This window comes from Roseburia sp. OM04-10BH (assembly GCF_003462605.1).
Classification (GTDB): Bacteria; Bacillota; Clostridia; order Lachnospirales; family Lachnospiraceae; genus Roseburia_C; species Roseburia_C amylophila.
On the sequence record NZ_QTZI01000006.1, the window covers coordinates 126,761 to 148,151 of the forward strand.

General features: G+C 40.9%; 25 protein-coding genes and 1 pseudogene. 24 read left to right on the forward strand and 2 right to left on the reverse strand.

The window, feature by feature from the left end:
- Window positions 1–45 precede the first annotated feature (45 nt).
- Together DXB43_RS08080 and DXB43_RS08085 are read left to right on the forward strand one after the other, a co-directional pair.
- The gene (locus DXB43_RS08080) at window positions 46–1,038 is read left to right on the forward strand and encodes an SCP2 sterol-binding domain-containing protein (protein WP_117698112.1); all 993 of its coding nucleotides are present in this window, start codon (window positions 46–48) and stop codon (window positions 1,036–1,038) included.
- Between the two features lie 15 nt (window positions 1,039–1,053).
- Window positions 1,054–1,473, forward strand: coding sequence for an HIT family protein (locus DXB43_RS08085; RefSeq protein ID WP_022242880.1), 420 nt, complete (start codon window positions 1,054–1,056; stop codon window positions 1,471–1,473).
- Window positions 1,474–1,531: 58 nt separating this feature from the next.
- On the opposite strand, the gene DXB43_RS08090 is transcribed toward DXB43_RS08085, so the two are convergent.
- Entirely contained in the window at window positions 1,532–2,614 is a 1,083-nt protein-coding gene (locus tag DXB43_RS08090) for an undecaprenyldiphospho-muramoylpentapeptide beta-N-acetylglucosaminyltransferase (RefSeq protein ID WP_117947307.1), read from the reverse strand.
- A gap of 150 nt (window positions 2,615–2,764) precedes the next feature.
- Between DXB43_RS08090 and DXB43_RS08095 the strand changes: the two genes are divergently transcribed.
- From DXB43_RS08095 to DXB43_RS08105, 3 genes are all read left to right on the forward strand, one after another.
- The gene (locus tag DXB43_RS08095; RefSeq protein ID WP_117947308.1) at window positions 2,765–4,168 is read left to right on the forward strand and encodes a hypothetical protein; all 1,404 of its coding nucleotides are present in this window, start codon (window positions 2,765–2,767) and stop codon (window positions 4,166–4,168) included.
- Between the two features lie 119 nt (window positions 4,169–4,287).
- Entirely contained in the window at window positions 4,288–4,587 is a 300-nt protein-coding gene (locus DXB43_RS08100) for a hypothetical protein (RefSeq protein ID WP_117947309.1), read from the forward strand.
- Window positions 4,588–4,680: 93 nt separating this feature from the next.
- Window positions 4,681–6,027 carry a glucose-6-phosphate isomerase gene (locus tag DXB43_RS08105; RefSeq protein ID WP_117947310.1) on the forward strand — a complete coding sequence of 449 codons (1,347 nt, stop codon included), beginning with the start codon at window positions 4,681–4,683 and terminating at the stop codon, window positions 6,025–6,027.
- Between the two features lie 248 nt (window positions 6,028–6,275).
- Here the strand turns inward: DXB43_RS08105 and DXB43_RS08110 are convergent, their stop codons facing one another.
- Window positions 6,276–8,096, reverse strand: a complete 1,821-nt coding sequence (locus tag DXB43_RS08110; RefSeq protein ID WP_117947311.1) for a methyl-accepting chemotaxis protein — start codon at window positions 8,094–8,096, stop codon at window positions 6,276–6,278.
- Window positions 8,097–8,345: 249 nt separating this feature from the next.
- Between DXB43_RS08110 and DXB43_RS08115 the strand changes: the two genes are divergently transcribed.
- From DXB43_RS08115 to DXB43_RS08200, 19 genes and pseudogenes are all read left to right on the forward strand, one after another.
- Window positions 8,346–9,527 (forward strand): cell wall hydrolase, encoded by a 1,182-nt coding sequence (locus DXB43_RS08115; protein WP_117841893.1) that lies wholly within the window; start codon window positions 8,346–8,348, stop codon window positions 9,525–9,527.
- 132 nt (window positions 9,528–9,659) lie between these two features.
- Window positions 9,660–10,586, forward strand: a complete 927-nt coding sequence (locus DXB43_RS08120; protein ID WP_022242887.1) for an SPFH domain-containing protein — start codon at window positions 9,660–9,662, stop codon at window positions 10,584–10,586.
- Window positions 10,587–10,686: 100 nt separating this feature from the next.
- Window positions 10,687–11,676, forward strand: a complete 990-nt coding sequence (gene argF, locus DXB43_RS08125; RefSeq protein WP_117947333.1) for an ornithine carbamoyltransferase — start codon at window positions 10,687–10,689, stop codon at window positions 11,674–11,676.
- A 6-nt stretch (window positions 11,677–11,682) separates the two neighbouring features.
- A complete protein-coding gene (locus tag DXB43_RS08130) occupies window positions 11,683–12,660 on the forward strand; it encodes a biotin--[acetyl-CoA-carboxylase] ligase (protein ID WP_117947312.1) in 978 nt (325 codons plus the stop codon).
- 93 nt (window positions 12,661–12,753) lie between these two features.
- A complete protein-coding gene (locus DXB43_RS08135) occupies window positions 12,754–13,101 on the forward strand; it encodes a DUF6145 family protein (RefSeq protein WP_117947313.1) in 348 nt (115 codons plus the stop codon).
- A gap of 1 nt (window position 13,102) precedes the next feature.
- Window positions 13,103–13,873, forward strand: coding sequence for a type III pantothenate kinase (locus DXB43_RS08140; protein WP_117947314.1), 771 nt, complete (start codon window positions 13,103–13,105; stop codon window positions 13,871–13,873).
- Window positions 13,870–14,844, forward strand: a complete 975-nt coding sequence (gene dusB / locus DXB43_RS08145) for a tRNA dihydrouridine synthase DusB (protein ID WP_117947315.1) — start codon at window positions 13,870–13,872, stop codon at window positions 14,842–14,844. The genes DXB43_RS08140 and dusB overlap by 4 nt, the downstream gene beginning before the upstream one ends.
- Entirely contained in the window at window positions 14,841–15,476 is a 636-nt protein-coding gene (locus DXB43_RS08150) for a hypothetical protein (RefSeq protein ID WP_117947316.1), read from the forward strand. The genes dusB and DXB43_RS08150 overlap by 4 nt, the downstream gene beginning before the upstream one ends.
- A gap of 29 nt (window positions 15,477–15,505) precedes the next feature.
- Window positions 15,506–15,985, forward strand: a complete 480-nt coding sequence (greA, locus tag DXB43_RS08155; protein ID WP_117841898.1) for a transcription elongation factor GreA — start codon at window positions 15,506–15,508, stop codon at window positions 15,983–15,985.
- Window positions 15,986–16,003: 18 nt separating this feature from the next.
- Window positions 16,004–17,488, forward strand: a pseudogene (gene lysS / locus DXB43_RS08160) (lysine--tRNA ligase); the annotation flags it as partial.
- A gap of 245 nt (window positions 17,489–17,733) precedes the next feature.
- A complete protein-coding gene (locus DXB43_RS08165) occupies window positions 17,734–17,955 on the forward strand; it encodes a DUF6462 family protein (RefSeq protein WP_005340583.1) in 222 nt (73 codons plus the stop codon).
- Between the two features lie 8 nt (window positions 17,956–17,963).
- Window positions 17,964–18,422, forward strand: a complete 459-nt coding sequence (locus tag DXB43_RS08170) for a DUF6462 family protein (RefSeq protein WP_117947318.1) — start codon at window positions 17,964–17,966, stop codon at window positions 18,420–18,422.
- Between the two features lie 3 nt (window positions 18,423–18,425).
- The gene (locus DXB43_RS08175; protein ID WP_005340582.1) at window positions 18,426–18,710 is read left to right on the forward strand and encodes a DUF6462 family protein; all 285 of its coding nucleotides are present in this window, start codon (window positions 18,426–18,428) and stop codon (window positions 18,708–18,710) included.
- Between the two features lie 153 nt (window positions 18,711–18,863).
- Window positions 18,864–18,986, forward strand: a complete 123-nt coding sequence (locus DXB43_RS15640; RefSeq protein ID WP_004611516.1) for a hypothetical protein — start codon at window positions 18,864–18,866, stop codon at window positions 18,984–18,986.
- 270 nt (window positions 18,987–19,256) lie between these two features.
- Window positions 19,257–19,406, forward strand: coding sequence for a hypothetical protein (locus DXB43_RS08180; protein ID WP_015567903.1), 150 nt, complete (start codon window positions 19,257–19,259; stop codon window positions 19,404–19,406).
- Entirely contained in the window at window positions 19,393–19,647 is a 255-nt protein-coding gene (locus tag DXB43_RS08185) for a hypothetical protein (protein WP_004611518.1), read from the forward strand. The genes DXB43_RS08180 and DXB43_RS08185 overlap by 14 nt, the downstream gene beginning before the upstream one ends.
- Window positions 19,648–19,698: 51 nt before the next feature.
- Window positions 19,699–20,619: a ParM/StbA family protein gene (locus tag DXB43_RS08190; protein WP_044912152.1), complete on the forward strand. Its 921-nt coding sequence runs from the start codon at window positions 19,699–19,701 to the stop codon at window positions 20,617–20,619.
- 11 nt (window positions 20,620–20,630) lie between these two features.
- A complete protein-coding gene (locus tag DXB43_RS08195) occupies window positions 20,631–21,077 on the forward strand; it encodes a hypothetical protein (RefSeq protein WP_005340579.1) in 447 nt (148 codons plus the stop codon).
- A 5-nt stretch (window positions 21,078–21,082) separates the two neighbouring features.
- Entirely contained in the window at window positions 21,083–21,256 is a 174-nt protein-coding gene (locus DXB43_RS08200; RefSeq protein ID WP_015516967.1) for a hypothetical protein, read from the forward strand.
- The last annotated feature ends 135 nt before the right edge of the window (window positions 21,257–21,391 follow it).

Sequence of the window (21,391 nt, forward strand, 5' to 3'; positions counted from 1 at the left end):
TGATTGAATGAAGTAAGATGAAAAACTTAAGATACGGAGGCAGAAATGAAAGTAAATATATATTACGGTGGTAGAGGACTTCTGGATGATCCTACTTTATATGTAATCGGGAAAATGGAAGAAGTTTTAAAAGAGCTTCGTGTCAGTGTGGAACGATATAATATATACGAGCACAAGAATAGCATCTCTACGTTGCCGCAGACCTTAAAGGATGCAGATGGAATCATTCTGGCAACGACAGTAGAGTGGCTTGGAATCGGTGGTTATATGCAGCAGTTTTTGGATTCCTGCTGGCTTTACGGAGACAAGGAAAAGATTAAGACAACCTATATGCAACCAATCGTTATGTCAACCACGTATGGAGAACGTGAAGGGGAACTGACATTGTCCAATGCATGGGAAATCTTAGGCGGTCTGCCGTGCAGCGGAATGTGTGGCTATGTAGATGATCTGGTAAGCTTTGAAATGAATCATGACTATTCCCTGATTATTGAAAAGAAAGCAGAAAATCTTTACCGTACAATTTCTCAGAAACAGAAGAGTCTGCCGACTTCTAATCAGGCGGTAACCAGAACCATCCTGCGGACACAGCAGATGGATTTAACACCACAGGAGAGTGAGCAGTTATCACAGTACGTGGCAGATGATTCTTACGTAAAGAAACAGAAAGAAGATATTGAAGAATTAGCGTCCATGTTTAAGGATAAGTTAAGTGTACAGCAGAATGACACGCAGACAGAATATATTACAGAATTAGAAAGCCATTTTGTGCCACAGGGGGATTTCACGGCGAACTATCTCTTTATGATTGAAGAGAAAAAGAAACCATTGGTAGTCGAAGTAGCAGGAGAAGAGTTAAACTGCTATTATGGACAACAGGAAAATGTAGATGTATATGCGAAACTTACGGGAGAAGTCATGAATAATATTTTAGCGGGCAGAATGACATTCCAGAGAGCATTTATGACCGGTGAGATGACGGCAAAAGGAAACTTTAAGACACTGCGTACCTTAGATCAGATTTTTATTTTTGAATAGAAAGAAGGAGTAACCATGAAAGACGATAATTGTATTTTTTGTAAACTGGCAGCAGGCGATATTCCGACAAATACCGTATATGAGGATGATACATTCCGTGTCATTATGGATGCCAATCCTGCAACAAAGGGACATTCCTTAATTATTCCCAAAGACCACTTTGCAAATCTTTATGAAATGGATGAGGAAGTAGCAGCAAAAGCAATGAAGCTTGCTAAGAAAATGGCAGTTCATATGAAAGAAAAATTAAACTGTGATGGATTCAATTTACTTCAGAACAATGAAGAGACTGCAGGACAGACAGTATTTCATTTCCATATGCATCTGATTCCAAGATACAAGGGAGACAAGAATGATGATATTTTAAAATATACTCCATTAGAGCTTTCTGATGATGAAATGAAAGAAATTCTGGATATGATAAAAGTAAAATAAAAAGAAAAAATAAAGGTGTAAAGTCTTATATAGAATCAGGACTTTACACCTTTTGCACTTATGCTTTCTTCTTCTTTTTCTCACTGGCTTCTTCAATGAGCTTAAGAATAGTATGAATAGAATCTAACTGCTGGCTGGACTTCATATTAGAAATATAAGTCTCCTTTTCTGTCATGACTTTCTTAATGGCAGCATCTAAGGTTTCTTTGGTCAGATTCTCTTCTTCAATTACATAGCTATACCCTTGTTTTTCAAAAGAGCGGGCATTTAAAATCTGGTCACCACGGCTTGCAGCAGCAGACAGTGGAATCAGAATATTTGGCTTGTGAAGAGCAAGCAATTCACAGATTGCATTTGCACCGGCACGGGAAATGACAAGAGAACTTAAAGCAAACATATCCCGAAGTTCTTTCCCGGCATATTCAAACTGGACATAGCCGGAACGGTTGTTATATAATTTATCTATATTTCCTTTCCCACAGAGATGGATAATCTGATAGTTGGCAAGCAGGTCATCTAAGAGACCACGTACCGCATCATTAATAAATTTGGAACCGCTGCTTCCACCGACTACTAAGATAACCGGTTTATCCATGGTAAAACCACAAAGTCTGGCAGCCTGTTCTTTGTCACCACTTAAAAGTTCCTGGCGGATTGGAGAACCGGTAAGAACTGCCTTATCCTTTGGAAGATAGTCTACAGTTTCCGGGAAATTACAGCAGACCTTGCAGGCTGCCGGAATTGCAATTTTATTAGCAAGACCAGGTGTCATATCGGATTCATGAATAATAGCAGGAATACGGAGGCGTTTCGCTGCGAGAACGACAGGAACGGAAACGAATCCACCTTTCGAAAAGACAACGTCCGGTTTGATTTTTCTTAAAAGAGATACAGACTGTGCGTAGCCTTTGATCACACGGAATGGATCTGTGAGATTACGGAGATCCTTATAACGACGGAGTTTTCCTGAGGAAATTCCATAATAAGGAATGTTCTGTTCTTCAATTAACTGTTTTTCCATGCCGGCATAGGAACCGATATAAGAGATTTCATAACCAGCCTCTTTTAAAGCAGGAAAAAGAGCAATGTTTGGAGTTACATGACCGGCGGTACCACCGCCTGTTAAAACGATTTTTTTCATGAAAAGAATCCTTTCTTTAATATCAGATTACTTATAATGTAAAATGATTTGCTGAATAATATATTATACTCTTGGTAAAAAAAGTCAACTCTATTTAAAACCTTATACAATCGTAAAAATACCAGAAAATAAAGCGGGGGGTATGTGAAAATGAAAGCATTGTATTATCGGTACTTATTTGAAAATGTGGAAAATGGAATGATTCAGGCAGGCAGTATCTATAACGAGGAGAATGACTGCAGTGTGAATTATGTATACTTATCCGGAAATCCTACGAACAGTAACATAAACGACGGTGTAAGCAGTAAAGACAGCAGTAGAACAAATGATATAACAGGCATCGGTATCTTGGACAAAAGAACCATCAGAAGACTGGCCGGTGCACCGATAGATCTTGTGGTAGTAGGAGAATATACGAGGGACTGTCTTGGCATATTGTATGCACTATTGCAAAATACGACGATTCAGACGGTGATTATGCCTTATGTAGCACCGATTCACCGGATGCTGGTGGAGCAGTGGATATCGGAGGAACAGGATATGGAAGAGAAGGCATTACCGGAACAATGGATATTGGAGCCGGAAATGTCACCGGAAAAACTATTAGAATTTTCCTGCCTCATCCGGCATCCTTACCATGCATTAAAGAATATGGGGGTGGAAAATGTCTATTTATTATATGGAAATTGTCCGCCCTGTTCCCTGGACGCAGTGCAGAATGCCAGAAAAGGAAATTATTTCGAACTGGCAGATGCAGAGGATTTAGAAACGATAAAGATTATGGAACGGGAATACATTCCGGTGGTCAAGGCCGGATGCATCATTGAAAATAAGTGGGTATTTTATTTTTCTGCATATGGAATGGATGTAATGGAACTATATCAGTTTACCAGAAGATATTATACGAAAGAAGGCTATGACAGGGCACTTCGTCATCCGGAAAATACACAGTATCAGGCGGGAATGCAACGGTTATTGGAGGCATATAAGAAGACTTACGGTTTGGAAGCATTTGCAGCAGTTATTATGTATGCAGGTCCGGGTCAGGTAAAAGAAGGCGGAAGTAAAATCAATGGTGCCATGTATGAACAGTCTTTTGGCAGAGAAAATCATTGTTCTCCGTATCTGGATGCCGGCAGAACGGTATGCATGTTAAAATGTATCCAGCGAAATGATTATGGAATGCTCCGGAACCAGTTTACCAGGGAGAGCAGAACCCTTCGAATGGGAGTACTGTTCTTGGGAAATATTGATATGCACAAAAATATGGAAGAGATTTTAAAACGTTATCGGGGCTATGGAAAGACGGTACGGATTGTATCGATTCCCGGCAATGACGATGTGTCAAAATGGAATCCGGAATTTCCGTGGAAATTTGAAGGAGAAGGTATCCGCTATTGGGTTGGAAATATCAATGAGCGAATGGATACGAAGATACTAAAAGATATTCTGCTGGCCGGGTCATATAACCGGATTATCAGCGTAAATGAAGAATATGGCTGCTGCCTTTCCGGCTATATGTTGGATGGGGAAGAATATCAGCAGCTTTTGTAGAAGACCGCAGAAACAAAGGGAAAAATGGAAAAAGATGCGGCGAAAACACGGCGTTGTCCTCTTTTCAAATGGAATGTTCCTTTTTATAATAGAAAGAAAAAGGAAAAGAGGTTATAAGAATGGGAGCTTTCATGAATTTTGTGTATGAATATGCAAATTACATAATTCTGGCAGGAATGCTCTTACAAATGATAATAATCCTGCAGGTTCTGGTTAAAGTGAACCGGACAGGACGCAGATTGCAAATGATACAGGGAAAAGTAGAAGATTATCTGAATGTCATATTAACAGAAGACAGTGGAAAAGAAGAACCATTGGTATCGAGACAGGAAGAACAGATGCGGGATTCTATTGAAAAGAAGAGAAAACAGCAGGAAGAAGCGGTATTTAATGCTGTTTTGAAGGAAATTTTTCCTTGATAAATGCATATAGGTTTGATAAAATAAACTCTAATGAAATTTTATTCATAATTAGGGAATTGTGTATAGAAAAAACAAAGGAGTGAATTTGAAATGAGTAAAGTAACATTTGATTACTCAAAGGCAGCTTCCTTCATCAGTGAAGAAGAAGTTGGCTATATGAGCAAACTTGTAGACAATGCAAAAAAAGAGTTATTGGATAAAACCGGAGCCGGAAATGATTTCTTGGGCTGGCTGGATCTTCCGGTAGATTATGATAAGGAAGAGTTCGCAAGAATTCAGAAAGCAGCAGCTAAGATTCAGTCTGATTCTGAAGTGTTAGTAGTAATCGGAATCGGTGGTTCTTACCTTGGTGCAAGAGCCGCAATCGAATTCTTAAGACATGGATTTTATAATAATGTTTCTAAGGAAGTTCGTAAGACTCCTGAGATTTATTATGCAGGAAACAGCATCAGCGGAAGCTACTTACAGGGACTGCTTGATGTAGTAGGAGACCGTGATTTCTCCGTAAATATTATTTCTAAATCAGGAACAACAACTGAGCCTGCAATCGCGTTCCGTATCTTCAAAGAGAAGTTAGAGAAGAAATATGGTAAAGAAGAAGCTGCAAAGAGAATTTATGCAACCACAGATAAAGCAAAGGGAGCATTAAAACATCTTGCAGATGAAGAAGGATATGAGACATTTGTAGTACCGGATGATGTCGGAGGCCGCTTCTCTGTACTTACCGCTGTAGGACTTCTTCCAATCGCAGTAAGTGGTGCAGATATCCAGAAATTAATGGATGGAGCTGCAGAAGGAAGAAAACTTGCTTTAGAGCAGGATTTCACAGAGAACGATGCATTACAGTATGCAGCAGTTCGTAACATTTTATTAAGAAAAGGCAAAGCAGTAGAAATTCTTTGCAACTATGAGCCAAGTCTTCATTATGTATCTGAATGGTGGAAACAGTTATTCGGAGAGAGTGAAGGAAAAGACCAGAAGGGTATCTTCCCGGCATCTGTAGATTTAACAACAGACTTACATTCTATGGGACAGTTCATTCAGGATGGTTCCAGAATTATGTTTGAGACTGTTATGAACGTTGAGACTCCAAAGCACAATATCACAATTCAGGAAGAACCGGTTGACTTAGACGGATTAAATTATCTTGCTGGAAAAGATATGGACTTTGTAAATAAGAGTGCAATGAACGGAACCATTCTTGCACATACCGATGGTCAGGTTCCAAACTTTATGGTAAAGATTCCAGAGCAGAACGAATTCTATTTAGGAGAATTATTCTACTTCTTCGAGTTTGCATGTGGTGTCAGCGGATACCTGCTTGGAGTAAATCCATTTAACCAGCCAGGTGTAGAAAGCTACAAGAAGAACATGTTCGCATTACTTGGAAAACCAGGTTATGAAGAAGCAAGAGAAGCATTAATGAAACGTTTATAAAAACTGCTGAAGCAGGGTAAGATGGAATCATTTAAATTTGAATCAGTCCTTGCATTACAGCAAAAAAAGAACTCCATCCGATTGGAATATCCAGCCGGGTGGAGTTCTTTCTATGCTTTACAGGAAATTGCTTTCCTGTAAAGTAAAAAACGCTCCGCGAGGATGCGCACTGCGGCGTATAAGGTAGATGTCGCAAGCGACCGCCGCAGGCGCGAGAATGTGCCAAGGCACATTCTTTGTTATGCATATTATAAAGTAAATGAATTCATATTTTCTTCCAGGATGGAAGCAATCTCTTTCAGACGATTTGCATTTTCCATGATTTCCTGCATAACATTGCTGACTTCCATAACGGAAGCGGAAGTTTCTTCGGTACTTGCTGCATTCTGCTGGGCAATTGCGGTAAGATTCTGTACGACATCCACAACATCTCCACGGGCTTTATCAAGCTGTGTTGTTTTGGTAGCAATCTCGCCTACGCCACTGATAGAAGAACTGATTCCATCACGAACCTGTTCGAATACCTGACCGGTCTTATGTACGTTTTCGCTCTGCAGGTTCATAATAGTTTTAACCTCATCCATGGTCTTAACTGCTTTTTCAGAATCTTCAATCAAAGCATGGATAATCTGGTCAATCTGGTTTGCAGATTCATTGGACTGGTCAGCCAGTTTCTGAATCTGCGATGCAACAACGGCAAATCCACGTCCTGCCTCACCAGCACGGGCTGCTTCGATAGAAGCATTTAAGGAAAGCAGGTTTGTTTCTTCTGCGATGGAAGAAATCAAAGTTGTAGCTTCTTTAATTTTCAGGGCAGAGATATTAGTTATATTGGTCTGTTCATAAATAACATCAATAGAAGCAATTGCCTGCTGGTTGATGTTGTCCAGCTCTTTCAGGGTGGCAGCAGCTTCCTCGCTGGATTCACGCATCAGGTTAGCAGTGCTTGTAAGACTTTCAACCTGACTGTTGGTATGTTCAATCATGTTACCCATATTAACGATATCATCGGTAGCTTTCTGGGTTTCGGAAGCCTGATTGGTTGCTCCGGTAGCAATTTCATTTACTGCGGTTTCTACATTTCCCACGGTTGATGTTGTGTGGGATGCATTGGTATCCAGTTCAGTAGATGCATTGTAAAGCAGTTCACTCTGGGACTTAATCTGTGAAACAATTGTAACTAACTTCTCACGTAAATCTCCGATAGCTCTTGCCATCTGCCCGGTTTCATCCTTACGTTTGCTGATGCGGATAGTAGTCGGGCTTTCTGCAAAGTTCAGGGAAGAGAAACGTTTGATAACATTGGTAATCTCTACAATCGGACGGGTCATTTTACTTGCAATAAGGAAAGAAATGATTCCCAGTACAATAAAGATAACAATTGCGGCACCACCGGCGCGGGCATAAATTGCATCCTTAGCACTTAAAATATCTCCACGGTCAGCAGTAATGACCAAAATAGCTGCTTTATTGGAAGTGACATAGTAAGCCGCATATTTTTCAGCACCTCTGAATTCATAGATTACCAGACCCTTCTGCTGTTCTTTACCTGCTTCTAAATCAGCTACCACCTGTTTAATTGCGGCATTTTCTACAGGTTGTCCGATTTTACTTTCATCCGGATGGTAAATCATGGTTCCATCTGAACCAACCACATAGGCGTAACTGGAATCCAGATCATTGATGCAGACATCACCGATCAGAGTTTCTAGATATGCCTGATTTAAAATAACGTTACCGCTCCGGTTCAGGGCAGCATCAACATTTAAACCGCAGGTATCACAGACATCACGCATATAGCTTTCTGCCAAAGTGGAAATTGCATTATCCGCAACCGGTATAATCATAATCAGAAGAGAAGCAACACTGATGATAATACTCAGCAGAACTAACTGTACAACATTAAAACGCATGGAGTGAAGTCCGGCCTTTTTCTCCTTCTTCTCCTTCTTCTCCTTAGGCACTTTTGGCGCCTTTGGTGCTTTCGGCACTTTCTGCGCTTTCACAGGCTTTGGAGCCTTTACTGGATTCTGCTTCAAAGCAGAATCTTTTTGCTTACGTTCCTTCATAAAAATACATCCTCCTTGATAACCATTACGAAAAAGACGAAATCTTTTCTTGTGATTTTGCGTAATTATTATTAGGAAATTATATCATGAATTGGATAAAAAGTACAGAAACTTGACAAATAAAAATTACTTTGTTATAATCTGTGATGTAACAAATTTGTAATAAATGTAATAAAAATGAATAAAATGACATATACTTGTTAATAATCCTTAAAAAAGAAAAACAGGATATATGTTATGGAGGTCAAAATGAATTTAAGAAAAAGAGTGATTGAGAGCACAATTATAGCAGTGATGCTTACCGTTGTAACCGCAGTCACAGCAGTTATGCAGACAGCACCAGTAGAAAATGTACCAGAACCGCAGCAGGAAACAAAAGCTGTGGCAGATGTACAGGCAGATGGCTCCGCCGGCATTATAGAAGAATTGGCATCATTGGGAGACGCGGCAACCGAGCAGGCATCCATTGAACGTGCAGATGTAGTGGTTGTTGCAGAAGCACAGGAAGAAGAGCCTCAGCTTAGTGAGGAGCAGCAGGCATGGAACAGTAAGCTTATGGCAGATGTGGATGATTTCTTATATATAAGAAGCTCCGCAGATGGAGAGTCTGAAGTAATTGGAAAATTATATAAAGGTGCAGCAGCTGATATCGTAGAGACATTAGATGGCTGGTATCATATTACATCCGGTTCTGTAGACGGATATGTAAAGAGCGAATATTGTGTGGCAGGTCAGGAAGCATATGCTTATGCACAGACCGTATGTGACACCGTAGCAACCGTAACCACCGGTGGTCTTCGTGTCCGCAGTGAAGCAAATCCGGATGCATCTGTTATCAAGGCAGCATCAGAAGGAGATAAGCTTGTAGTTGATACACAGACAGAATCTCCGGAAGGATGGGTCGCAGTCAGCTTAAAGAATTCCACTGCATTTGTATCTGCAGATTATGTAACCGTATCCTTAAATGTAGCATCAGCAGTTTCCATGGAAGAAGAAAGAGCTGCATTAGAAGAGAAGGCAGCAGAAGAGGCAGCAAAGAAAGCTGCACAGACAACAACAACCATGGTAACACAGAATGCATCTGTAGCAGCAAACTGTGATGAAGTAACACTTCTTGCTGCATTAATCCAGTGCGAAGCAGGCAGTGAGTGTTATGAAGGCCAGCTGGCAGTGGGAGCAGTTGTTATGAACCGTCTGAGAAGTGGTGCATATCCATCCAGCCTTTATGATGTAATTTATCAGAGTGGTCAGTTTACACCGGCAGGAAACGGAAAAGTTGCATCTGTTATTTCAAGTGGTGTCAGCGGAAGCTGTTTACAGGCAGCACAGGAAGCATTATCCGGTGTAGATAATACCGGTGGGGCATTAAGCTTCCGCCGTGCAAGTTCCGGTCAGGCAGGAGTAGTCATCGGAAACCATGTATTTTTCTAGGAAAATGTAAGAAAATATAAGAGAGTATAAAGTCAGGGTGTCAAAAGAAGTTTTTGGCACCCTGTTGTAATCTTGGAAAAAGTATAGTAATATGTGAATAGTTATTCAAAATATAAGTTTTGGAGGGTAAAAATGGAAGGATTAATAGCACTTATCATTTTAGTAATACTAGTACTGGTAATTATTGTATCCTGTATCAAGATTGTACCGCAGGCAAATGCAGTTGTTGTAGAGCGTCTGGGCGGATATCTTGCAACCTGGGGCGTAGGTCTTCATTTTAAAGCACCGTTTATTGATCGTATCGCAAAGAGAGTTCTTTTAAAAGAGCAGGTGGTTGATTTTCCACCACAGCCGGTAATTACCAAAGATAATGTAACCATGCAGATTGACACCGTTGTATATTTCCAGATTACAGACCCGAAGTTATTTGCTTACGGTGTTGAAAATCCGATTATGGCAATCGAAAATCTGACAGCAACCACACTTCGTAATATCATCGGTGATCTGGAATTAGATGAGACCCTTACTTCAAGAGAGACCATCAATACCAAGATGAGAGCTTCCCTGGATGTGGCAACAGACCCATGGGGAATCAAGGTAAACCGTGTAGAGTTAAAGAATATCATCCCACCAAAGGCAATCCAGGATGCCATGGAGAAACAGATGAAGGCAGAGCGTGAAAGACGTGAAGCAATTCTTCGTGCAGAAGGTGAGAAGAAATCTACGATTCTTGTAGCAGAAGGTAAGAAAGAATCAGCAATCTTAGATGCAGAGGCAGAGAAGACTGCCGCAATTTTACGTGCAGAGGCACAGAAGGAAGCAACCGTAAAAGAAGCAGAAGGTCAGGCAGAAGCAATCTTAAAGATTCAGCAGGCAAATGCAGACGGACTTCGTTTCTTGAAAGAAGCAGCACCGGACGATGCTGTATTGCAGCTTAAGAGCCTGGAAGCTTTTGCAAAGGCTGCGGACGGAAAGGCAACAAAGATTATCATTCCATCTGAGATACAGGGCGTTGCAGGACTGGTAAAATCAATTACAGAGGTTGCCGGAGATAAATAATTAAAAAGGAAACCATAAACCTAAAATGAAATCGGGCTGCCACATCTATGTAGGACAGCCCGTTTTGTATCAAAGAGTAAGAAGAAAAGAGGAAAAAGCAATGAATTTAAAAGGACGTAATTTCTTAAAACTGATGGATTTTGAACCAGAAGAAATCCTCTATATGATAGATCTGGCAGCAGACCTGAAAGCAAAGAAGAAACAGGGTATTCTGCATGACAGCCTGATTGGCAAAAATATTGCACTGATTTTTGAAAAGACCAGTACCAGAACCCGTTGTTCTTTTGAAGTGGCAGCCCATGACCTTGGCATGCACGTAACTTACCTTGACCCGTCAGGCTCCCAGATTGGAAAGAAAGAGAGCATTCCGGATACCGCAAGAGTTTTGGGACGTATGTTTGACGGAATCGAATATCGTGGCTATGGACAGGATATCGTAGAAGAACTGGCAAAATATGCAGGCGTACCGGTATGGAACGGACTGACCAATGAATTTCATCCGACCCAGATGTTAGCAGATATGCTGACCATCCGCGAGCATCTTGGCAGATTAAAGGGCGTAAAGCTGGCATATATGGGAGATGCCCGTTATAATATGGGAAATTCCCTGATGGTAACCTGTGCAAAACTGGGAATGCATTTTGTAGCTTGTACCAATAAGAAATATTTCCCGGATCCAAAGCTGGTTACATATTGTGAAGATGTGGCATCCCGCACAGGCGGAACCATTACCTTAACAGAGGATGCCATGGAAGGAACCAGGGGCGCAGACATTGTCTATACTGATGTGTGGGTATCCATGGGTGAGCCGGAAGAGGTATGGAAAGAGCGTATTACAGACCTGATGCCATATCAGGTAAATAAGAAGCTGATGGATAATGCAGGAGAGCAGGCATTGTTTATGCATTGTCTCCCGGCATTCCATGACCTTAAGACCAGGATTGGACAGGATGTCTATGAGAAATTCGGATACTCCGAGCTGGAAGTAACCGATGAAGTATTCGAAAGTGGGAAATCCATCGTATTTGATGAAGCAGAGAATCGTATGCATACGATTAAGGCAGTTATGCTTGCAACTTTAGGAGAATAAGAACCTATGAAAGCAAAAATACTTGCAGCACTGCGGGAAGCGGAAGGTTATGTTTCCGGACAGGAGCTTTGTGAACGCTTTGGTGTATCAAGAACCGCAGTGTGGAAGGCAATCAATCAGTTGAAAAAGGATGGCTATGAAATTGAAGCGGTGCAGAACCGGGGCTACCAGATTGTAGGCGCACCGGATATCTTAAGCGAAAATGAATTGAGCAGCATCCGTAAAACAGACTGGATTGGAAAGAAAATCTATTATTATGATGAAACAGATTCTACTAATGTAAGAGCCAGCCGTCTTGCAGAAGAGGGTGCAGAGCATGGAACCCTTGTGGTGGCAGACCAGCAGGATGCCGGAAAAGGCAGACGGGGAAGAGGCTGGAGTTCCCTGCCGGGAACCGGAATCTTTATGACACTGATTTTAAAACCGGAGCTGAATCCTTCCAATGCATCCATGCTGACACTGGTGGCAGCTATGGCGGTGGCAAAGGGCATTACCCGCTGCACCGGTATGGAAGCAAAGATAAAGTGGCCAAATGATATTGTCATCAACGGTAAGAAAGTAGTAGGAATCCTGACGGAGATGAGTGCACAGATGGATTATGTAAACCATATTGTGGTTGGCATAGGCATCAATGTGAATAATGAAAGTTTCCCGGAAGAAATTGCGCAGAATGCCACCTCACTTCTGTTACAAAGTGGAAAACGGGTAAACCGTGCAGGATTAATAGAAGCTGTCTGGGAAGAATTCGAGCATTATTATGACCGGTTTATGGCATATCAGGATTTACGGGATCTGCGGAAGGAATACGATGCAAGCCTTGCCAATAAAGGACAGAAGGTAAGAGTGTTAGACCCGAAAGAGCCATTTGAGGGAGTGGCACAGGGCATTACCGACCGGGGCGAATTAATCGTGGATACCTGGGAGGCAAGAAAACTGGTGTCTTCCGGGGAAGTATCTGTCCGCGGCATTTATGGATATGTATAGATATGCATAGAGATAGATGTTTATAGGATAGACAGGAAAAGCCATATTTACCAGATATAAAAAAGGCATAAATAAAAAAAGGAGTATGAATATATGGAGCAGGAAGAAATCGTTTTATGCGGTTCCAGCGCTTATACCAAGAAATTCTATCTGAATCCGTTGTTTAACGGACTTCCGGAAGGAATCAAAGAGGATTTGAATATTCTTTGTGTACTGTATACAGAGGATATCGGAGGAACACTGCAGCTTATATTTGACAAAGAGGGAACTCTTAATTTCCGGACGGAATGTGAGGATGGAGATTTCTTCTATGATGAAATCGGCAGTGTGTTAAAAATCAAACAGATGCAGCGGGAAAAGACAGAGCTCTTTGAATCGCTTGAAATGTATTACCGTGTATTTTTCCTGGGAGAAGAATTCACAGAAGATAAGGAGGACTAATATGTTACTGGCAATTGACGTAGGAAATACCAACATTACCATCGGAGTGTTTGATAAGGAAAAATTAGTTACAACATTTCGTATGACAACAAAAATGCAGAGAACTTCTGATGAATACGGTATTACAATCATTGATTTATTAGAGCATAACGAGATTTCCCATAATGAAATCAAGGATGCCATCATTTCATCGGTAGTACCAAATGTGATGCACTCCCTCTGCAGCGGAATGATTAAATATTTTGAGATTCAGCCAATGGTGGTGGAGCCGGGCGTGAAGACAGGAATCCGTATCACATCCGAGAATCCGGCACAGATTGGTGCAGACAGAATCGTAGACGCTGTAGGTGCATATGAGCTTTATGGCGGACCGGTTGTCGTAATCGACTATGGTACAGCAACCACCTATGACTTCGTCAATGGAAATGGAGATTTCTTCGCAGGAGTAACTTCACCGGGAATCCGCATTTCTGCAAAGGCACTCTGGGAAGATGCGGCGAAGCTTCCGGAAATCGAGATTAAGAAACCGTCTACCATCCTTGCAAGAGAAACTATCAGCAGTATGCAGGCAGGACTGATATTCGGACAGATTGGACAGACAGAATATATCGTAAAAAATATGATAAAAGAATCCGGACTTAAGGATGTAAAAGTAGTTGCAACCGGCGGACTGGGTAAAATCATTGCAAATGAGACAAAATATATTCAGTACTACAATCCGACACTGACATTAGAAGGAATGCGTCTTATTTACGCAAAACAGAAACGATGAAACTGACAATAGGAAATGTAACACTTGATAATAATTTGATATTAGCACCAATGGCAGGGGTAACAGACCTGCCATTTCGTGTACTTTGCAAAGAGCAGGGAGCAGGACTTATCTGCATGGAAATGGTCAGTGCTAAGGGTATTTATTATAATAATAAGAATACCGAAAGTCTGCTTGCCATTGATGAGCGGGAGCATCCGGTTTCCCTGCAGCTTTTTGGTTCGGACCCGGAGATTATGAGCGAAATGGCAAAGCGTATCGAACATCGACCGTTTGATATTCTCGACATCAATATGGGATGTCCGGTGCCAAAGGTAGTCAATAATGGTGACGGCTCTGCACTGATGAAAAATCCGATTCTGGCAGGTGAAATCATCGAAAAGACAGCGAAAGCCATAAAGAAGCCTCTGACGGTAAAAATCAGAAAGGGCTTTGATGATGCCCATGTCAATGCAGTAGAGATGGCACATATTGCGGAAGAGTCCGGGGCAGCTGCCATTGCGGTGCATGGACGGACCAGGGAACAGTATTACTCCGGCAAAGCGGACTGGGAGATTATCCGGAAAGTGAAAGAAGCAGTAAAGATTCCGGTCATCGGAAACGGTGACATTTTTACCCCACAGGATGCGTACCGGATGCAGCAGGAAACCGGCTGTGACGGGCTGATGATAGCAAGGGGAGCACAGGGAAATCCATGGATATTTGCACAGATTAACCATTTCTTAGAAACGGGGGAAGAACTGCCGAAGCCATCCGCCAAAGAAATGGTGGATATGGTGCTGCGTCATGCAAAGATGCAGATTGCCTTTAAGGGCGAATTTACCGGAATGCGGGAAATGCGTAAGCACGCAGCCTGGTACACCGGCGGCTACAAGCATGCATCCAGGCTTCGAAGCCTGCTCAATGAAGTGGAGACTTACGAACAGCTGGAGGAATTATTAGAAACCTTTGCATCATATAATGAAGCATGAAATGGTGGAAAAAATTAAAAAGTCTTTTACGCAGGAATAAAAGCAATCTGCAATCAGAAAACAGGAACAGCCGTCAGGAACAGAATAACTTTATTGAAAAAGAAATTTATTTTCCCTGCAATGCATTTTTTCGGAAAATAATCGAAGCAGTATTAGAGCAGAAAGACATTTCCTACCGGGACATGCGGCTGTTTGTCATTGATGCGGAAGCGGGGGAATATCTTCAGCAGGAGGAAGAACAGTATATGCTCCGGCAGCTTTATCCGGGACTTAATGTATATACGCTTTGCACCGGTCAGTCAGAACATCACCAAGGGGAAATAGAGTATCTCTATGAGGAACTGGGACTGATTGTAGAAGTGATTGGAAAAGAGGAAAATGCAATTCAAAAGGGAACCGGTCCGGAAGAGGGCAGACTGATACTGGATTTTGAAGCTGACGGAAGAATCTGGGAAGAATTTCTATCGGAAAAAAGTATCTATATTTCCGTTTATAAAAGGAACTGGTATCAGCGGGCAAATCTTGACATTGAGGTACCTATTGGGTATAATATTATGATTGTTAAGGGAACCGGTTTTATAGGCTGTGAAGCGGTTTCAGATCGATTAGAGCGAGAATTTTATGCAGAATAGAAAATCTATAAAAGGAAGGGCTAATAAGCATGGATAAGAAAAACATTTTGACCTATCAGGGTTTACAGAAACTGGAAGACGAGTTACAGAATCTGAAAGTGGTCAGAAGAAAAGAAGTTGCACAGAAGATTAAAGAAGCAAGAGAGCAGGGAGACTTATCTGAGAACGCTGAGTATGATGCAGCAAAAGATGAGCAGCGTGATATCGAAGCAAGAATCGAACAGATCGAGAAAATCTTAAAGAATGCAGAAGTCGTAGTAGAAGAAGAAGTTGATTTAGACAAGATTAACATCGGATGTCAGGTAAAAATCCTTGATATGGAATTCGATGAGGAACTGGAATATAAAATTGTTGGTTCTACAGAGGCAAACAGCTTAAAGGGAAAGATTTCCAACGAGTCTCCGGTTGGTAAAGCATTAATCGGTGCCGGCGTTGGTGACGTAGTAGAAGTTGAGACCCAGATGGGTAACTTAAAATATAAAGTATTAGGAATCCAAAGATCAAACTAACAGATTAGGAGAACAAAGATGGCGGAACAGAAGAACGTACAGGAACAGGATATTAACCAGTTAATCAAGGTGCGCCGTGATAAGTTAAAAGAACTTCAGGAAAATGGAAAAGATCCGTTCCAGATAACCAAATATGATGTAACAAACCACAGCACAGATATCAAAGACGACTTTGATGCTTTTGAGGGAAAAGAGGTATCTATCGCAGGCCGTATGATGTTTAAGCGTGTGATGGGAAAAGCTTCTTTCTGTAATGTACAGGATTTAAAGGGAAGCATTCAGGCATATGTCGCAAGAGATGAAATCGGAGAAGATTCTTATAAAGATTTCAAGAAATATGATATCGGAGATATTTTAGGAATCAAAGGAAAGGTATTTAAGACCAAGACAGGAGAAATCTCTATCCATGCATCTGAGGTAACTTTATTATCCAAGAGCTTACAGATTTTACCGGAGAAGTTCCACGGACTTACTGATACCGATACCAGATACCGTCAGCGTTATGTAGACCTTATCATGAATCAGGATTCCAAGCAGACTTTCATCAAACGTTCCCAGATTATCAAGGAAATCCGTAATTTCTTAGCTGGACGTGACTTCATGGAAGTAGAGACTCCGATGCTTGTATCCAATGCCGGAGGAGCTGCAGCGAGACCATTTGAGACACATTACAATGCATTAAATGAAGATGTAAAGCTTCGTATTTCTCTTGAGTTATACTTAAAGAGACTGATTGTTGGCGGTTTAGAGCGTGTATACGAAATCGGACGTGTATTCCGTAACGAAGGTGTTGATACCCGCCACAATCCGGAATTTACATTGATGGAGTTATACCAGGCATACACTGATTATGAAGGCATGATGGAACTTACCGAGAGCATGTTCCGTTATCTTGCAGAAAAAGTATGCGGCACTACAAAGATTACTTACAATGGCATTGAAATCGACCTTGGAAAGCCTTTTGAGCGTCTGACCATGAACGATGCCATCAAGAAATATGCCGGCATCGATTTTGATACCGTAGCAGATGATGAAGCTGCAAAGGCGCTGGCAAGAGAACATCACATTGAATTCGAAGAGCGTCATACCAAGGGTGATATCATCAACCTCTTTTTCGAAGAATTCTGTGAGAAAGAACTGATTCAGCCGACCTTTATCATGGATCATCCGGTAGCAATTTCTCCGCTTACCAAGAAGAAACCGTCTGACCCAACCAAGGTAGAACGTTTTGAATTATTTATCAATACATGGGAAATGTGTAATGCATATTCCGAGTTAAATGACCCGATTGACCAGCGTGAGCGTTTTGCTGCACAGGATGCTGCATTCGAAGCTGGCGATGAGGAAGCAAACCATACCGATGAAGATTTCTTAAATGCATTGGAGATTGGTATGCCGCCTACCGGTGGAATCGGATATGGAATCGACCGTCTGGTTATGCTGCTGACAGATTCACCGGCAATCCGTGACGTATTGCTGTTCCCGACGATGAAGAGCTTGGATAAATAAACCTAGTGTTTATGCGGGGTTGAGGCATTTGAGTACGTCAAAGGACGCATTAAAAGACGCATTTTGACATAGTCATTTACATCAGTATGAAAGAATACACAATCTGAAAAGAAAAAGATTCAATCAAATATGAACTACTAAGAGGACATTTTCTAAAGAAATTTAGAAGATGTCCTCTTTTTTGCGTTATGGAGAAAATACGTCATTTGTTATGAAGTCAAAGTGAAAGGAGCACAGCAATGAATGAATCAAAGAAGAAAGATAGATATGAGGATGCAAAAAAGTTTGTAAGATATTCAGATGGTGCAAAAATGTACAGTATGGGAATGACAAAATTTCAAGAAGTGGCTAAGGATGCCAAGGCTTGTTATAAAATTGGTCAGCTTGTACTTGTTAATACAGAAATATTGGATAAGTATCTTGAAACTTTTCATATTACAGATTCTGAGTTTTATAAGTAGGTGATGTTATGGTAAATACATTGAGTGGTTCAGTTTGTGCCTATAGAAAAGAAACTGTAAAACCAAGATTTATTCGTATTGATGAGGTAATGGCTTTATTAGATGTAACACAAGATGAGGCAATGGATATAGCGTTGGCTGCTGGAGCAAGATATCAGCTTGCAAAGATTATATTAGTACATAAGGAAAGGTTGATGAAATTTATGAAACATTCTGCAAGAGTTCCTAGTTCAAATAAAATTGTGGAAAAGAAGTTTGTGAGAAACGGAGAGGGTTCAATGACTTACAGCATAGGACATCATAGATTTATCGAAATGGCTAGAGCAGCTGGAGCTGTATATAAGATAGGCGAAGCAAAAGGAAATACTATTCTGATTAATCTGGAGGTGTTTGATGAATATATGGAGCAATTCAGAGAACCGCCAACAGAAATGAAACATCCATTGCCAAATGTGAAAGGAGACTGATGAATGAGTTACTCATATAAGTGCTATTCAGATACAAAGGATTTTATGAAAAAATTTGTCAATGCAGAGGAAGGAGCGATTATTTATGGGATAAGTAAATCGAGAATCATAGTAATTGCGAGAGAGGCAGGAGCAGTCTATAAAGTCGGTAATTCAGCATTAATCAATACGGAATTATTTGAAAAATATCTTGAACGATTCAGAGAGCCGGCAAGAGAACTGCCTAAGCATACATGGAACAAATTAAAGGAAATGACAAATACACCAAAAACTGGTGAAAATTCGTAAAAATACACCAGTGGTGTCACTTCCGTAAAATTAAAGTGCATTGTAGAATATCAATTGTCCAAGAGAGATTGGACGTAACAATTGAATAATCAGTTACAGATTTGCAAAGTAGTTTGCACTACAGAATTTCTGTAGGTAGTAAAATTACGGGGCATGTACCTGGAAGATGAAAGTCACAGCTATCATATTAGTAGTCTGATGGATCGAAAGATGAAGGGCGAGAAGCTGGATGGAAATCTGGTAAAAGGAATCGGCATGTTGCGTAAGGATAATTAACCACAGAGGGCGAGAAGTTCGTCCTTATCCTCAAAAGGCTAAAAGAGGAGATAGTGCTTCTGATAATTCAGAAGGGCGTCGTGAAACACATTTTGTGGCTCGTCTGTAACTCCCGGAGGTGAGAACACCTCTTTGTACACGGGGCGATATAGGAGTCTAGAAGACTGGCGTGTACCTACATGCTTAGCATTAAGCATAGCCATGTAGACTATATCACTTCCAAATTCAAATTTTGTCTATATGGCAACTAATTTGAAGGAGGATAAAGTGATGATGGGATTTAGCATAGCATTTATAATTATTGTTCTTATCGTATTGTATTCATTAGCAAGGACAGCAGGTGAGTCGGACAGGATATTGGAAAATATAAGAGAGCAATCACTCCTTGGAAGGGAGGAGAGCTCTGGTGGGAACAGTTGAAAAAAGAGATAAGCATAAGAAACGCAGGTTTGTATCTCCAGAAGAAAAGCTTGAAAGAGAATTAAAAGATTGTATGCATTGTAGATTCTTCTGGGGACATAACAACAGATGTGCCAATGGAACATGTTGTAAACCATCTAAGAAAAAAGAACAGAAACTTCCGACGGAATGTGTCGGATGTCCATATTATCAAGGGAATGGTTATTGTTTTCCTTGTATGCGAAAGCTGATAGGAAAGTAGGTGGTTAAGATGTTCAAGTGGCTGTTTAAGAAGAAAGGATGTGCAAAACATATGAATAACAAGTTAGAAGTAATCGGCATTGATCATGGTTGGTCAATGATGAAAACAATCTCTCAGGTATTTGTCACAGGAGTTAAGGAGATTACAACAACTCCGGCACTTTTCGGCGATGTACTTGAGTATGAAGGAAAGTTCTATAAGGTTGGAACTGTGAGGCAGGAAGTAAAGGATACAAAGGTCGAAGATGACAGCTTTTATCTTCTCACTCTTGCAGCAGTTGCTAAGGAACTTAAAAGAAGAGGTCTTGCAGAGGCAAAGGTATTCCTTGCCGTAGGACTACCACTTACAAGGTTTGGAGCAGAGAAGAATGATTTTATCAAGTACCTGACAAAGAATAAGCGTGTAAGCTTCAAATATGAGAATGAGCCGTATTATATTGAAATTGATGATGTGGCAGTATTCCCTCAGTGTTATGCAGCAGTAGTGGACAAGATTCCTACAATGGCAAAGAAAACGCTGATAGTAGATATCGGTAGCTGGACAATCGACATTATGCCGGTAATCAACAAGTCACCGGATGAATCAAAGTGTGTGACGATACCAAAAGGTCTTATTACCTGTATGCGTTCTATCAATGAACAGTGTGTAAGACAACTTAACGGAGAGGTAGACGAGTCAGAGATACAGAACATCATGCGGTATGGCAGGTCAGATATTGATGATGAATACTTTGCCATTATCAAGGCAGAGATAGAGGATTTTGTTGATAAGGTATATAACTCAATCCGTGAGTTTGGGTATAACTTAAAGACTACACCGATTGTATTTGTCGGTGGCGGGGCAGTTGTGATGAAGAATTTTGGTAGTCATGATGCTAAGAACATTTCCTATAACCTTGATGTAAAGGCAAATGCAAGAGGATATGAGCAGCTTGCCACAATGGGACTTAAAAGCACTAAGCGATTATCATAAGGAGGCAGATGATGGGAAGAAGACTTGAATATGAAGTAAAAACTTCTGTCCGCCTCAACATGAGCAATCCTCAGCATGTGAAAATCAATGATGTGATTCAGAACCTTGATCCGAAGATTTTCAAATCTAAGAACCAGTTCATTATAGATGCGATTCAGTTCTACATTGATAATTATGGAAAAGAAACTTTTGTTATCAAGAAGAAGGAAAAAGAGAGGGCTGAATATATCCGGTCAGAAGATATTGATGACATTAAGGAAGAAGTCATTGAAGCAGCAACCAATGAGGCTAGGAAAGAGGTCATAAGGCTGTTAGGCGGAGTGATATCCGGAATGAATGTTGGTCAGCCGGTAATAATGCAGGCAGCCAATAGTGAAGCACAAGAACCTACAGAAGATGTTATGGACGATGCAGATGTTGCAGGACTTGCAATGGGATGGATGTCGAAAGGAGACTGATTATTATGAGAAGAGTTATGGGAGCCGTAGGAACAGTAATTTTAGAGATACTCAAGTGGATATTAAGGATAATTCTTGGAGCGTTGAAGCTGGTCTTAGGACTTGCCAGAATAATTCTTCTTCTATTCGCTATGGTGGCAAGGATATTTCTTTCATTCGTAAGAATGGGCACATTCTGAGAGGAGGTGAGCGTATGCAGGTAAAGGGTTTATTCTTAAATTATAAGAAAAACAGAAGACTTATGCAGTATTTCTTTAAAATAAGAGAGCTGGTATAATGAAAGGAGTTTAAGATGCACAGAATACGGGACAGTC